At 37.6% G+C, this 14958-nt stretch carries 15 protein-coding genes; 8 read left to right on the forward strand and 7 right to left on the reverse strand.

The window, feature by feature from the left end; genetic code table 11:
• The first annotated feature begins 50 nt into the window (after window positions 1–50).
• The 4 genes from HU137_RS02950 to HU137_RS02965 all read left to right on the forward strand — a co-directional run bounded on the left by HU137_RS02950 (window position 51) and on the right by HU137_RS02965 (window position 5778).
• Window positions 51–1916, forward strand: a complete 1866-nt coding sequence (locus HU137_RS02950) for a DNA topoisomerase IV subunit B (protein ID WP_182042313.1) — start codon at window positions 51–53, stop codon at window positions 1914–1916.
• Between the two features lie 72 nt (window positions 1917–1988).
• Window positions 1989–2468 (forward strand): hypothetical protein, encoded by a 480-nt coding sequence (locus HU137_RS02955; RefSeq protein ID WP_182042314.1) that lies wholly within the window; start codon window positions 1989–1991, stop codon window positions 2466–2468.
• A gap of 1 nt (window position 2469) precedes the next feature.
• Complete coding sequence (locus HU137_RS02960) at window positions 2470–5073, forward strand: DNA gyrase/topoisomerase IV subunit A (RefSeq protein WP_182042315.1); 2604 nt, start codon at window positions 2470–2472, stop codon at window positions 5071–5073.
• Window positions 5074–5115: 42 nt separating this feature from the next.
• The gene (locus HU137_RS02965) at window positions 5116–5778 is read left to right on the forward strand and encodes a rhomboid family intramembrane serine protease (RefSeq protein ID WP_182042316.1); all 663 of its coding nucleotides are present in this window, start codon (window positions 5116–5118) and stop codon (window positions 5776–5778) included.
• A gap of 210 nt (window positions 5779–5988) precedes the next feature.
• Here HU137_RS02965 and HU137_RS02970 read toward each other — a convergent pair whose 3' ends face one another.
• Window positions 5989–6687: a YjjG family noncanonical pyrimidine nucleotidase gene (locus HU137_RS02970; protein ID WP_182042317.1), complete on the reverse strand. Its 699-nt coding sequence runs from the start codon at window positions 6685–6687 to the stop codon at window positions 5989–5991.
• Between the two features lie 96 nt (window positions 6688–6783).
• Between HU137_RS02970 and HU137_RS02975 the strand changes: the two genes are divergently transcribed.
• Window positions 6784–8073: an oligosaccharide flippase family protein gene (locus tag HU137_RS02975; protein ID WP_182042318.1), complete on the forward strand. Its 1290-nt coding sequence runs from the start codon at window positions 6784–6786 to the stop codon at window positions 8071–8073.
• Window positions 8051–8683 (forward strand): acyltransferase, encoded by a 633-nt coding sequence (locus HU137_RS13075; RefSeq protein WP_182042319.1) that lies wholly within the window; start codon window positions 8051–8053, stop codon window positions 8681–8683. The genes HU137_RS02975 and HU137_RS13075 overlap by 23 nt, the downstream gene beginning before the upstream one ends.
• On the opposite strand, the gene HU137_RS02985 is transcribed toward HU137_RS13075, so the two are convergent.
• The 4 genes from HU137_RS02985 to radC all read right to left on the reverse strand — a co-directional run bounded on the left by HU137_RS02985 (window position 8677) and on the right by radC (window position 12986).
• The gene (locus HU137_RS02985; RefSeq protein WP_182042320.1) at window positions 8677–9840 is read right to left on the reverse strand and encodes a hypothetical protein; all 1164 of its coding nucleotides are present in this window, start codon (window positions 9838–9840) and stop codon (window positions 8677–8679) included. The two genes, HU137_RS13075 and HU137_RS02985, sit on opposite strands and share 7 nt — an antisense overlap.
• Window positions 9841–9888: 48 nt before the next feature.
• On the reverse strand, window positions 9889–10785 hold the full coding sequence (locus HU137_RS02990) for a peptidoglycan bridge formation glycyltransferase FemA/FemB family protein (RefSeq protein ID WP_182042321.1): 897 nt from the start codon (window positions 10783–10785) through the stop codon (window positions 9889–9891).
• A 144-nt stretch (window positions 10786–10929) separates the two neighbouring features.
• The gene (locus HU137_RS02995) at window positions 10930–12171 is read right to left on the reverse strand and encodes a polysaccharide deacetylase family protein (protein ID WP_182042322.1); all 1242 of its coding nucleotides are present in this window, start codon (window positions 12169–12171) and stop codon (window positions 10930–10932) included.
• 122 nt (window positions 12172–12293) lie between these two features.
• Complete coding sequence (radC, locus tag HU137_RS03000) at window positions 12294–12986, reverse strand: RadC family protein (protein WP_182042323.1); 693 nt, start codon at window positions 12984–12986, stop codon at window positions 12294–12296.
• 76 nt (window positions 12987–13062) lie between these two features.
• Here radC and HU137_RS03005 point away from each other — a divergent pair, with 76 nt between their 5' ends.
• Both HU137_RS03005 and HU137_RS03010 read left to right on the forward strand, forming a co-directional pair.
• Window positions 13063–13323, forward strand: coding sequence for a hypothetical protein (locus HU137_RS03005; RefSeq protein WP_182042324.1), 261 nt, complete (start codon window positions 13063–13065; stop codon window positions 13321–13323).
• Window positions 13301–13594, forward strand: a complete 294-nt coding sequence (locus HU137_RS03010; RefSeq protein ID WP_182042325.1) for a type II toxin-antitoxin system RelE/ParE family toxin — start codon at window positions 13301–13303, stop codon at window positions 13592–13594. The genes HU137_RS03005 and HU137_RS03010 overlap by 23 nt, the downstream gene beginning before the upstream one ends.
• On the opposite strand, the gene pnuC is transcribed toward HU137_RS03010, so the two are convergent.
• Both pnuC and HU137_RS03020 read right to left on the reverse strand, forming a co-directional pair.
• Entirely contained in the window at window positions 13591–14286 is a 696-nt protein-coding gene (pnuC, locus tag HU137_RS03015; RefSeq protein WP_182042326.1) for a nicotinamide riboside transporter PnuC, read from the reverse strand. The genes HU137_RS03010 and pnuC overlap by 4 nt on opposite strands.
• A 9-nt stretch (window positions 14287–14295) precedes the next feature.
• Complete coding sequence (locus HU137_RS03020) at window positions 14296–14925, reverse strand: 4'-phosphopantetheinyl transferase family protein (RefSeq protein WP_182042327.1); 630 nt, start codon at window positions 14923–14925, stop codon at window positions 14296–14298.
• Between the last annotated feature and the right edge of the window lie 33 nt (window positions 14926–14958).

Here is a 14958-nt window from a genome sequence, read left to right on the forward strand (position 1 = left end):
AAACAATTCACACTTAAGAAAAAAGCCTAAATTTTCCTATTTTTGTAGCTATGGCAGAAAATTTATTGGGAACATCCACTTCAAAACCCAACTCCAATTATACGGAAGACAATATTAAAACCCTAGATTGGCGTGAACATATCCGCATGCGTCCGGGAATGTATATCGGGAAACTCGGTGATGGTTCTTCGCAAGACGATGGGATTTATATTTTGTTGAAAGAAATCATCGATAATTCGATTGATGAATATGTCATGGGAGCAGGAAAAACCATCGAAATTTCCGTTTCAGAAAGTGAAGTAACTGTTCGGGATTATGGTCGTGGGATTCCGCTTGGAAAAATGGTCGATGTGGTCTCCAAAATGAATACCGGTGGAAAATACGATTCTCGTGCCTTTAAAAAATCAGTCGGTTTAAATGGTGTCGGAACCAAAGCAGTCAATGCGCTTTCGTCCTATTTCCGTGTTCAATCTGTCCGTGACAATAAAACCAGAATTGCCGAATTTGAATATGGGAATTTAATTCAGGAAGAACCTGAAAAAGACAGTTCGCTGCGCAAGGGAACCAAAATGACGTTTATTCCCGATGCTGAAATTTTCAAGAATTACAAATTCAGAAAAGAATATGTCGAGCGAATGCTCAAAAATTATGTCTACCTAAATCCGGGATTGAGAATTCTTTTTAATGGAGAAGAATATTATTCGGAAAATGGATTAAAGGACTTGTTGAACGACAACATCGATGAAGAAATTGTTTATGACATCATCCATTTAAAAGGAGAAGACATCGAAATCGCCTTAACGCATAGCGGAAAATCTTATTCAGAAACTTACCATTCCTTTGTCAACGGCCAAAACACTACACAAGGAGGAACGCATTTAACGGCTTTTAAAGAAGCAATTGTGAAAACCGTTCGGGAATTTTACAATAAAAATTACGATCCGAGTGACATCAGAAAGTCCATCATCGCGGCAATTGCTGTAAAAGTGGAAGAACCGGTTTTTGAATCCCAAACCAAAACCAAATTGGGCTCAACGGATATGGGGCCTAATTTACCGACAGTTCGATCCTTTGTAAATGATTTTGTGAAAACCCAATTGGACAATTATTTACATAAAAATCCCGATGCGGCACAAAATCTGGAACGAAAAATCAAACAAGCGGAACTCGAACGAAAAGAGCTTTCCGGCATACAGAAATTGGCGCGTGAACGTGCGAAAAAAGTAAGTTTGCACAATAAAAAACTGCGGGATTGTCGCCAACATTATAACGACCAAAAGTCTGAATTAAAGCTAGATACGACGATTTTCATCACGGAAGGAGATTCGGCGAGTGGTTCGATTACCAAAAGCCGAAGTGTGGAAACCCAAGCCGTTTTTAGTTTGCGTGGTAAACCTTTGAATTCCTATGGTTTGACCAAAAAAATCGTCTATGAAAATGAAGAATTCAATTTACTTCAAGCTGCGCTGAACATCGAGGACGGATTAGAAGAATTGCGTTACAACAATGTGGTCATCGCAACCGATGCCGATGTGGACGGAATGCACATCAGACTGCTGATCATTACTTTCTTTTTACAATTTTTCCCTGATTTGATCAAAGAAGGACATTTGTACATTTTACAAACGCCATTGTTTAGGGTTCGGAATAAAAAGGAAACGAGATATTGTTATACGGAAGAAGAAAGGGTGAATGCAATCAACGAATTGGGAAAAAACCCGGAAATCACGCGATTCAAGGGTTTGGGAGAAATTTCGCCTGACGAATTCAAGAATTTCATCGGGAAAGACATGCGACTAGAACCGGTAATGATCGGAAAAGACACGACGATCGAAAAATTATTGGAATTTTATATGGGAAAAAACACGCCCGACAGACAAGAATTCATCGTAAAAAACCTAAAAACAGATGTTTAACCTCAGCTTGTACTCAAACTAAAATTTATTAGAAAATCACAAATGCGCATCAACAACAAAAGAATAAATTTTTTGATAGAAATATTTTACACGCTTCTTTTTATAGGGTTGATATTCAGCGTTTTATTGGTATTCGTGCCAATACCTACGATTACGCGTTGGGTCAATCCTTATACCCTAATCGCTATCTTCATTAGCTCCATCTATTTGTTTTATAAATTTGGACATCAACATGTAGAATACAGTAGCGATGGTGAGGTTTTGAACATCAAGACACAAGATGCATTTTGGGTGAAATATTTCCCACAAACCAGAAGAATAGTGGATTTCCCAAAGAGTAAATTGATTTCATATAAAGTAAAAAATAGTTTACTCAATAAAAAACTGGAACTTTATGTAACGAGCAGACGTACGCAATCGGGTTTTAAGAAACTAAGTTTTAACATCACTTATTTAAACAAAAGTGAAATTTCCGATTTGAAACGATCCTTAAATAAAATTGTGAAACGGAACGCTGATATCAAGACGTCCCAATTAGAAGAAGTGAATTAAAATGAGCGAACAGCAGCACGAAGAATCAATAAAAAAAATATCGGGAATGTATGAGGATTGGTTCCTCGATTATGCTTCCTATGTCATACTGGAAAGAGCCATTCCTTCTATTTTTGACGGATTGAAACCCGTTCAACGCCGCATCATGCACTCCATGCGAGAACTGGAAGATGGCCGATACAACAAAGTCGCAAACATCGTCGGGAATACCATGAAATACCATCCGCATGGCGATATGGCGATCACAGACGCCATGGTTCAAATCGGTCAAAAAGAACTGCTCATCGATACCCAAGGAAACTGGGGGAATATTTTAACAGGTGATGGTGCCGCTGCAGCCCGATACATCGAAGCAAGACTAACTCCTTTTGCGCTTGAAGTCGTTTTTAATCCCAAAACAACCGAATGGCTTCCCTCCTATGACGGCCGAAACAAAGAACCGGACAACCTTCCCGTGAAATTCCCTTTGCTTTTGACCCAAGGCGTTGAAGGAATTGCCGTAGGACTTTCCACCAAAATTTTGCCGCATAATTTTAACGAAGTGATCGATGCTTCCATCAATTATTTACGTGGAAAGAAATTTGTGTTATATCCCGATTTTTTGACCGGTGGCTACATCGATGTCAGTGATTACAACGATGGTCAACGCGGCGGAAAAGTCAGAGTCAGAGCCAAAATCCAACAAGAAGACAAACTCACACTTAAAATTACCGAAATTCCCTTTGGGACGACGACCGGAAGTTTGATTGATTCGATTTTGAAAGCCAATGACAAAGGAAAAATCAAAATCAAAAAAATTGAGGACAATACTTCTGAGTTCGTAGAAATATTGGTTCATTTATCACCGGGCATTTCGCCCGACAAAATGATCGATGCACTCTATGCTTTTACTGACTGCGAAATTTCCATTTCGCCCAATGCTTGTGTGATCAATGTGAATCGACCTGAGTTTTTAAATGTTTCTGAAATTTTACGGAGAAATACGGAGAATACGGTCGAATTGCTGAAACGTGAATTGGAAATCGAACTCAACGAATTGCAAGAACAATGGCATTTTTCTTCCTTGGAACGCATTTTCATCGAAAACCGAATTTACCACGACATCGAAGAAGAAGAAACTTGGGAAGGTGTAATCCAAGCCATTGATAAAGGTTTGAAACCTTTTACCGGACATTTGCTTCGCGAAGTAACGGAAGAAGACATCGTCAGACTGACCGAAATCCGCATCAAACGCATCTCCAAATTCGATTTAGATAAAGCGCAACAATTCCTCGAATCCCTCGAAGAAAAAATTGAAAAAGTCAAATTCCATTTGGCCAATTTGATCGATTATGCGGTGGATTATTTTAAAAATCTAAAAACCAAATACGGAAAAGGCCGCGAACGTAAAACTGAAATCCGTGTTTTTGACAACATCGATGCGACCAAAGTTGCCGTTGCCAATGTCCGATTCTATGTAGACAAGTCGGAAGGTTTCATCGGAACTTCTTTGCGTAAAGACGAATTTTTATTTGAATGTTCGGACATCGACGACATCATCGTTTTCCGAAATGATGGCGTAATGATGGTTTCGAAAGTCGATGCCAAAACCTTTGTTGGAAAAGGGATCATCCACATTGCGGTTTGGCAGAAAAACGACAAACGCACCATTTACAATCTGATTTATCGGGATGGGAAAAACGGTCCATCTTACATGAAAAGATTTGCGGTAACTGGCATTACCCGTGACAAAGAATATGATTTGACCAATGGAACCAAAGGTTCTGAATTGCTTTATTTTTCCGCCAATCCAAACGGTGAAGCCGAAGTCGTTCAAATCCTTTTGAAACCCAATCAACGTTTGAAAAAACTGAAATTGGACATCAACTTTTCAGAATTGGCCGTAAAAGGAAGGGCTTCAAAAGGAAATTTGGTGACGAAATATCCGGTGAAAAAAGTGGAACTAAAAGAAGAAGGCGTTTCAACTTTGGCGCCGCGGAAAATTTGGTTTGACGATACGGTAAAACGTTTGAATGCCGATGGACGCGGCGAACTGCTCGGCGCTTTTAAAGGAACGGATAAGATATTGACCATCAACGACAAAGGTGATGCGAAGTTGACCAGTTTTGATTTAAGCAATCGTTATGATGATGAGTTGTTGACCATCGAAAAATGGAGACCTGAGAAGCCGATTTCTTGTATTTATTATGATGCGGAAAAAGAGCGTTATTTCGTGAAAAGATTTTTATTGGAAGATACTTTGAATCCTCAAACCTTTTATTTTTCAGAACATCCCAATTCTTTTGTAGAAATGGTAACGACGCAGAAAATTCCGGTAGTCGATTTGATTTTTTCAAAAGTAAAAGGTGTAGAAAGAGAAATGGAAACGGTGAATTTGGAAGAATTCATTACGGTAAAAGGCATCAAAGCACAAGGCAATCAATTGACGACTTATAAAATCAAACAAATCAATCTGCATCCGGCACCGGAAGAACCGGAAGAAGAAGAATTGCCAAAAATAGAACCAGACGAACTGGACGGTGCAACGGGTGAACAAGCTTCGCTTTTTGATTTCCCAAGAAAACAAGCTGAAAACGGCGAAGAAAACCAAGAAGAAAAAGAATAGAAAAACCTATTTTTCAAAAACAAAACAAACAAAAAACTTTAAATGGCATTAATTACCATCATCATAATCGTAGTCACAGGGCTTTTCAGTTATCGCGCCTTTAGCGATTATAATTTATTTGAACGATTTAAATTTCAACCACAAGCGATTACTGAAGGAAAACAATACGATCGTCTTTTGATGTCCGGATTCCTCCACGTCGATATGGGACACCTGATTTTCAACATGTTGACGCTTTATTTCTTTGCAACGCCGGTTATTCAGTTTTTTGCCATGCAATTTGGTGGAAGCATCGCAACGGGGTCGGTTGTTTTTGCGGTGATTTATTTATTGTCAATTGTAGGCGGAAATCTGTTGGCACTTTTTTTCCAAAAAAATAATCCGAGATATTCGGCGGTTGGTGCTTCGGGAGGCGTGATGGGCATCGTAATGGCAGCAATCGCTATTTTCCCAAATGAATTGCAGATTTACGGATTCATTCCGGGATGGCTTTTTGCGATTTTGTATTTGGGTTATACAGTTTATGGCGTTCAGAAACAATTGGGGAACATCGGTCATGAAGCGCATATGGGCGGCGCGATCGTCGGTTTGGTTGCGCCAATTGTTATATATCCGCCGTTGTTTGAGCTGAATATGGTTTATATTTTGGGCATGTTGGTGCCGATTGCTGCTTTGTTCGTGTTGGCGATGAAATCGAGGAAATAAATACGAAGTTCGAAGTTTGAGTTTTGAAGTTCGCATTTACAGCTATTTCTTTTCGAATCAAGTTTCAATTTTGATTTCGATTCCGGACTTGTGTAAGGGATAGAGGCATTTGTTTGAGCTCTTTTTGTTGTCTGAGGTTCTCGAAGACAACAAAAAAGCGAGTGCCGAGAGCCCGACCCGCAGCTTTTGCGGAGGGTTACACCCAAAGATTTACAAATAATTTTTCAATTCAATCAATTGATCGATCACCGGAATTTCTTCTACCCAAAGATGGTTTTCGTTGAGCGGATTAAAGAAAATTGCTCGCATCCCAAATCTTGTGGCGCCCATCATGTCGGCAATCCAGTCATCGCCGATGTAAATCGATTCTTCTTTTTGTGCATTGGCTTTGTCCAAAGCGGTTTGAAATGCTTTAGCGTCTGGTTTTGGGGCGCCTGCTCCTTCAGCAGTTGTGATGGTTTGGATGAAATCTTTGATCAAACTTCCATTGATTTTTTGATGCGTAACCTCCTCAAAACCATTGGATAAAATATGTAATTCATATTTGTCTTTTAGATAATTCAGGATTTCTTCTGTTCCTTCAACCGTAAAATTGGAAGTCGTGACTTCTTCCACAAATCGTTTTTCATATTCGAGTGCAAAATCGGCATCGGGAATGCCTAAATTTTCAAAAGCTTCGGGAAATCGTCTAGCGCGTAATTCTTCTTTGGTTACTTTTCCATCGCGATAATCCGCCCAAAGCTGTTCGTTGGATTCGTAATAAAAAGGATAAAATTCGTCAAAAGAATAACCGTATTTTTCTTGAATTTGAAATGCTTCAAAGAGTTTGACCAGCGTGATTCTCGCATTTCTGCGGTAATCCCAAAGGGTATTGTCCAAATCAAAAAAGATGTGCTTGATGTTTTCCATAAGCAGGCAAATGTATAAAGTTTCAATGGAATTCTTTGGGTAGAAGTTTAAAGTTTAAGGTTTAAAGTTCAAGGTTCAACGTTAATGTGTAGTTTTGTGGTAAAATTCGAGGCGATTTTGAAAATCAACCGCAAACAATTTCAAACCAAAAATTTCAAAGGCGTACTTTCGTTGCTTGCCGGCAATACGATTTCAAAAATGATCGTAACGATCGGCGGTTTGGTGTTGGCCAATTTTTATGGACCTGACAGTTATGGGATTTACAATGTGTTCATCAGTTACATCATGATTTTACCGGTGCTATCCGGATTTCGGTTGGACAACATCATGATTTTACAAAAAGGAAGCAAGGAAATCCGAAATTTATTCAGTGGAATCGTGAGCATCACGTTGATCATGACGATTTTGATGATTTCGGTGATGGGCGTTTTGAAATTATTGGACGTTGCTTCATTTCAAATTTCCTTTTTTGTTTTATTTCTGACGGGAATCGGTGCGGTTTTAACTGGATGGAACATTTCGCAAAATAATTTGTTCACCAAATTCAAATTGTTCAAACAAATTTCCACGGCATTTGTGCTTTCTTCACTGGTTTCGGTGATTTTCCAAGCGATTTTTTATTTTTTGGGATGGACAGAAAATGGATTGATTTATGGTTGGATCGTCGGTTTGATTGCTTCTTTCACGTACAATGCGCGCGTAGCGAAAGGTCAATTGATCAAAGTGAACATTCCGCTTTTTAAAGAAAGCGTGAAGGAACACATCAACATCGTAAAATTTACGTATCCGTCTGATGCGCTCAACGCGATTGCCAACAACATCATGCCGATTTTGATCCTATTTTATTTCACAAAAGCGGAAGTTGGGATTTATGGAATGGCTTTCAAAATCTTGTCTGTTCCTTTGGTTTTATTGTCCGGCTCTGTTTCCAGAGTGTATTTCCAAAAGGCGGTTTCGCTGAGTCAATCTGATAAAAAATCTTTAGAAAAATTGACCTATAAAGTGATTTTCACCAATGTTGCGCTCATCGCTGGATTTGTTTTGGTGATGAATACGCTTGGGATTTATTTGTTGGATTGGTTTTTAACGGAGAGTTGGGATGGGCTGGGGAGTTATGTTTTGGCGTTGTCGTTCTGGATTTTGGCACGAAGTGCGATGAATCCGATTGCTTCGATAGTGATGGTGATCAATAAAAATCATTATTCGCTGATTTTCAATATTTATTTATTGTTGGTCAATTTCATCGGGATTTATGTAGGTGTACAGCAAAATGATTTTCTATATTGCGTTTGGATTTTCTCGATTTTGTCGGGGATTGGATATTTGGTTTTATTGGCTGCGGTTTTATACAATTTAAAGAAAAATGTCAAAGTATCAAAAGGTTAATTGGAAGAAGAAATTGGACTTTCTATTATTTGGATGGTTGGTGAATTGGGCTTATCCTGAATATTACAGACCTAAATATGGTTACAAATCTTACCGAAAAATTATTTTATATAATTTCATTTCTCAGAAAATTTTAGGTATCAATCGAAAAACGCCGTGGCCGGTTCATTTCACTTCAATTGTGAGAAGTCCGGAAAAAATTCAAAAAGGAATATTATGTGACCCGGGTGATAATATAGGTGTATATATACAAGCAGTAAATGGGATTATTTTGGGAAATAATGTTGGGATAAGTCCGGGATGTAAAATCATTTCTGCTAACCATAACGTTTGCCAACATTCAAAACATGATACTTCTCCTCCTATCATTATAGGAAATAATGTTTTTATTTTTGCTAATTCTGTTGTTTTGCCCGGTGTGAAAATTGGAGACAATGTAACCATAGGTGCTGGATCCGTCGTGGTCAAAGACATTCCTTCAAATTCCATAGCTGTTGGAAATCCATGTCGGGTGATCAAAGCTAAAGAACCTTATGCTGAGCGGTTTGAAGCGATCGAATTTAACCGAAAGATTCCGGAAAATTTAAGAAAGTATTTTAGTTCCTATTGATAGATTATTTGGGCAGTTCTATGTTTTTCAAAATTCTTGAATTCTTTTCCATTAGCATCGACTATTTTTCCTTTTCCAGAAAAAATGATTTTGGCATTTTTATTTAGTTTCACATAACCTTGTGGGGGTAAAATAATGGAATCGGATATGTTCAATGTATGATTTTGTGCCAGCTCGAAATTATGATAAAAACGTCTAGGTTTATCCCAATTCGTATTTTCATTCAACACCCAAACCGCTCCATAAGCAGATTCCGGTGTGACGAATTGCATCAAATTTGTCCGTGTCAGATTCCAGTGGATTTTTTTTATTTCGGTTGGTTGTAACCAATTTCTTTTGTGTTCATTTTTTTGGGACATTATGGTATAGATACATTTGTTTGAACTATGGTATTCATTGGAGTGACCCAGCCCGAAATCATGTCCTAACTCATGCGCTAAGGCATAGCCCAACCACCATTGTTTTACTTCTGACCAAGGTTTGTTGTATTCCTTGGTTGCGTGGTAGCGCATGTATTTGGATTTCATGTACTGATTTGCCATGTGCAGTTGAGAGCTTCTTTTTAGATTGGATGTTGAGGGCAATTGCCCTGCATTATTTCCACTCAAATCATAACCTTCTCCATTTTTTGCAAACAAATCATCGAAGCGTTTTCCATTTTGGGTAAAATATGCGTTGATGCCTTTGGGCGTGTTTTTTAGTGAGGAAATGGAATCGTCCAAAGGTTTTATGTACCAATTTTCGGTTGGAGAAAATCCACCATATTTTCGCTCTTCAGGTATGGCCCCGCTGTTCAAATAATTCCAATAGTAAGTGTTTTTCACTTTCAACACATTAAAATCTATACGAATTCTTGCATCCTTTATAAAATCTGTTCCGGTATAACACCCCGTCAAATCGGGTGGTTCCTGAAAATTAGCATAAACTTCATTGGTGCGTTCCAGATACTCCATAAACAAAGCTTTGTCTTCGGAATTATTCATGTCGAAATTACCCGTTCCATCGTTTCGGTAAAGCAGTATTGCGTTTATTCTTAAAGTCAGTGGTTCGTAAGACTCTTCAAACGGATAGCTGTAATGTTCGGGATCTTTTTTTTCTTGAGCGTTTAATGCTGTGAGGATAAAACTAAAAAATAGGATTTGGCAAATGGGTTTCATCTGTTCATTTTTGTAAAAATACAAAAGAGATTTTAAATTTCTTTGTGATCATCGCCGAGAAAATTTGACGCTAAAGTTGGTGTAGCTTGTATAATGCCTTTTTTCCGGTGAAAAACCTTCCATAAAATGAGCTACTTCTAGAATCATAGATCCTTCAAAATCTAAAAAGAATTCTTGGCCGGAAAGCTCTTCAATCAAATGATTTTTCACAAATGCCGAGGCATTATGATTTTCTGTTTCTTTGTTGCGAGCAAAACCTATACAAATTCTCCTATTGCCCGAATCCAAAAAAAATTGTGAGGCAATCAATTCTCTTTCCTGATTCAAAACATCATAATGAACCAATTTATTTTTGTTCATAAGAACTTCTGTATATTTTATAAGAAAAGATTCCGAAACTTGTCTTTTTATATGAGAATAATATTGTTTAAAAAGTTCGATAAACGAATTTTTATTTTTTGCCAATTCAATTATAACTCCGAGACGTTCCGACTTCCGAATGTCTTTTCTCCTATGTTTGGAGTAATTCTGAAAAGTTTCGTCATATGGCCGGTTTAAATCCAACACATAATTTACCCTTTTTTCCCCTTCCGGCTGATACCTTTCCGTATTTTCCTCGTTAAAATGATAAGCGCGAACACGGTATTTATGCAGTTTGTTCTCAAATTCACGGAACAATTCATCGGAAATTTCTTCTCGATAAAAAACACCCAATTGCTGACAATAAATCGGCTGCAACACGAATTTAATCCCAAATTTAAATTGTAATGGAACCGGCATGATCACTTCATAATCTCCATAGATCCAACATTCCCATTGCTCATCAGTCAACAAATCCAAATACCAATGCTCGGCATAAATCCGGTAATTGATGGAGTAGTTCAATGCTCGGGAATACTTTTCCAGATCAAGGTTTTTGCGTTTTATTTTTTGGAGTTGGGACATCTCGGCAAATATATAAAATCCCACTTTAAAGATTGAAAAATCAGATTTTGTGTTCCTTGTGCCTTCTTAGTGAACTTAGTGGTTCAATTTTACCACAAAGAACACATCCGCCGCGACGGACGCATTGGACACGGTTTTCTCATTTTATTCAAACAAACTTTCTATCACTTTCTCCCAACCTTCCCAATCTTCTTTAAGATTCGAATTATGAAAAAGCACACAGAAATTTCCATTTACTTTTTGGATTTCCGATTTCAGTCGCTGGATTTCTTGAATCGCTTCATCAATGGACAATTTCATATAATTCCGCATCGTGACATCCATCGCGCAAAAAGGAAAAATCTTCAAATCGGTCTTTTCTTCTTTTGATACATCATACCAGTAAAACGGGGTACAAGTTCCCGCTCTAAATCCGGTTTCATCTGCATAACCCATCGAATAATCCTCTTGAATTCCTTTTTGAATCAAGTTTTGATAGGTTTCAGGGAAACTCAATTTGATGTAATGTTGGCGGGATTTTCTGATTTTTTTACCTAGAATTTTTTCTAAACGTTTGATTTCGACTTCCAATTTTTCAGGATTTGAATTCGAAGCATAAGACGGATGAACTCCAGACTCTGACCAAGCAGCAATTTCTTTGATTTTTTCTTGAAAAGCCAAATTTGAGACCGGATTATTTTTATCAAATGCACCATAATCTGCCATCAACCAAAAGAAAATCATTTTCACATTTTTGTCATTCCGAAGAATGAAGGAATCCATCCATTTTTTAATCACCTCAAACGTATCAAAAGGATCTTTTTCTTTTCCCGAAATAATTTTTTTTCGCTTCGCGAATTCTTTGAAATTCAATTTCACAAAATCCCTCAAAAATGCGCCATACGTTCGTTTAAAACCTTTGTGTTTGTATTGCCAAACTTGGTCCACATCACAAGTCATCGTGATGCCAAATTCCCGATTTTTGAATTCAAGTTGCGGATATTTAGATTTCAATTTTTCTTGAAAACCCAAAATCCAGCTGTCCACAAAAGGCGTTTTATACACTTTCCCTTTTCCTGAAATTCGGCCATGTTGGTCTTTTTCCTGTGGCCAATATTCTTCATATCGGCTGAGTGCAAAAAAAATCTTCCCAATTTCGTTTAGTTCTTCAAATTTGATGGTTTCGGAAATCGTGTTTTCAAATAAAAATTTGTCCGGAATCAATTGAATTACATCTAAAATTAAATTCCTTGAAAAATTAATTTTAGGTCGATTTGAATTTTTAAATTCTTCCAAATCAATTGTCAATTCAAATTCCAATCCTGAAAATTCGCTAAAAATGAAATCAAATACATATTCGATTCGTGGTGATAATTGTTCAGTATAAATCAGGATTATATTTTTCATCGGATTTAAATTCGTAGTGCACGTTGTGCATTTTTTGGAGAACTTAGTGGTTAAAAAATTCCATTTTATTCATTAACCACAATGTACACAATGATAGCACAAAGGAACACAAAGGTAAAAAGTTAAAGAATTCCTTCATCGGCAAAGCTAAAATAGGCTTTTTGGGTGACAATGAGGTGGTCGAGCACCGCAATGTCCATGGTTTGTCCGGAGGCTTTTATTTTTTGGGTGATTTGTCGGTCAGACTCGCTGGGTTTCAGGTTTCCGGACGGATGATTATGCGCCAAAATGATGCCGGTCGCCATTTCTTCCAAAGCGGTTTTCAAAATCACTCGAACATCGACAGAAGTCTGGCTGATTCCACCTTTGCTGATTTGTTCTTTTCTGATAACAAAATTCGCTTGGTTCAGAAACAAAACCCAAAATTCTTCGATTTGTGTGTCGCCGATTAAACTTTGGAAAATCACAAAAGCATCCTGACTGCAAGTAATTTTCGGTTTTTCAATCAATCCTTGCGCTGCTCTCCTTCTTCCGATTTCCAATGCCGTGATGATGCTGATGGCTTTTGCTTCGCCAACTCCTTTGAATTTGCATAAATCTTTGACCGAAAGCGTCGATAAATTGTTCCAATTGTTTTCCACCGAATTCAAAATTCGCTTTGCTAATTCCACCGCCGATTCGTCCCGTGAGCCGCTTCCCATGATGATGGCTAGCAGTTCGGAATCGGAAAGCGAATTCCGTCCTTTTAGCAATAATTTCTCTCGCGGTCGGTCGTCTTCCGCCCAGTTTTTGATGGATTTTTGTTGGTAGGACATTCGGGATTCAGGTTTGACGTTTCAGGTTTAAAGTTAATCATTCCGAATTGAATGCAAAAATCCATACCTTTACATTATGAGTACTGACGAATTAAAAATTAACATTGCCCAAAGAATTTTCAATATTTCTGACGAGAAAATTTTGAGCAAAATCAATGATTTACTTCAATCTGAAAACATCATTGGATACCGAACGGATAATTCTCCCATTTTTGAACGTCAATATTTACTAGAAATGGAGTCGCAACAAGAAAGCATCAAAAAGGGTGAAGCTGTTTTTTTTACATCTGATGAAATCCGAAAAAAAATCATGAATGAAAATCATTTGGGAAAATGAAGCTTATTTGGATCTAAATGAGGCAATTGCGTTTATTTCGGCCAAAAGTCCACAAAATGCGATCATGGTTTTAGATGGATTAATTGAATTGGCTGAATCATTAACTATATTCCCCGACAAATATCCCGTCGAACCAATTTTCAATCAACCCAACATTCGGTTTGTAACAAAATTCAATCATAAATTGATTTATCAAGTGGAAAAGGATTCCATCATCATCCTTAGAATTTTTCCAGGCAAAATGAATCCTGATAACCTTATAAATCATTAGCCATTTAATCCGATTTCATTTATTTCATCTTGTTTCTTCGAATTCTTCATCCATAAATAAAATCCGATGGAAGCCAAAATCGTAAACACCAAATATTGGATCGAAGTAATTCCTAAACCTTTGTACAAAAACATCGGGATACAAATCAAATCCCCGATGATCCAGAAAATCCAGTTTTCGATGCGTTGTTTGGCCATGAACCACATCCCGACCAGAAAAATCGAAGTTGTGAAAACATCCAACCAGTTCGCCCAATCCAAATGATACAAGCCCAAATCCACGCCCGACATTGAAAATTGATTGTCAATCCAAGGTTTGAAATAATAAACCAGCGTGACTAAGGAAACACTTAAAATGAACAGTAAAATCCCCCATTTCCATTCTTTTCGGGTTGCCCAAGAAACTTCTACATGAACTTGATCTTCTGAACTTTTGGACCATAAAATCCAGCCATAAACGCTCATGGCGGTATAATACACATTGATCAACATATCGCCCAAAAGCCCAAATACAAACAAAATATAAACATAAATCACCGTGGAAATGATGCCAGTCGGAAACACCCAAATGTTGCGCAACATGGAAAAAACAACGCTGGAAATTCCTAAAATCGTGGCGGAAAGTTCCAACCAGATTTGCCAAGTTTCATAGGTTTTATAGGGTTCAACTAAATAGTTGATCAATTCATTCATCTTTTATATTTATTCAAAATCCAACGTCCAAACCAAATAATAATCTTCCATCAGCGTATATTTGGCTTCATAATTCCGGCTTTTGGTTTCATCTGAAATCCAACAAGAAATCGGCTCATTTTCTTTTAATTCAAAAGGATCTACCCGATAATGATGCAAAAAATTCCAAAGATTTCCACCATCCAATTTGTACAAACCTTCTTTGATTCCCCAAATCACATGAAAATATTCTTCTTCTCTTTCCTTTGGAATCCAGTCTGCTTCATCTTTTCTGATGAATTTCTCTTTGATATTCAAAATTTTATGCGGACGATTTTTCTCGATGTCAATGCCGATTTTGAATTTGCTCAAACCGATGCATACCATATCAAAGGAATGCGTGATGGACAATTGTTTGTTGGAAGGCAAATAAGGTTTCCCTTTTTTATTATAATACACATCAAAATCCAAATTCAATTCCTTTAAACAACAACGAAGCCCCAAATATTCTTTGGCTTGTTTCGGTCCCAATGTCAAGTATTTCATGATCCGATAAGGACTTAAATCCAAGTATGCCAAGAGTTCTTCGTCCGATTCCTGCGTCTTCCAACCCACAATTCGGGTAAATTCATCCTGATGTAAAGAATTGATAAGCGGCATTTTAAATTGGTAAATTAGTTTGTAACTTTGCAG

Source organism: Moheibacter lacus (genome assembly GCF_014042165.1).
In the GTDB taxonomy this organism is placed as follows: Bacteria; Bacteroidota; Bacteroidia; order Flavobacteriales; family Weeksellaceae; genus Moheibacter; species Moheibacter lacus.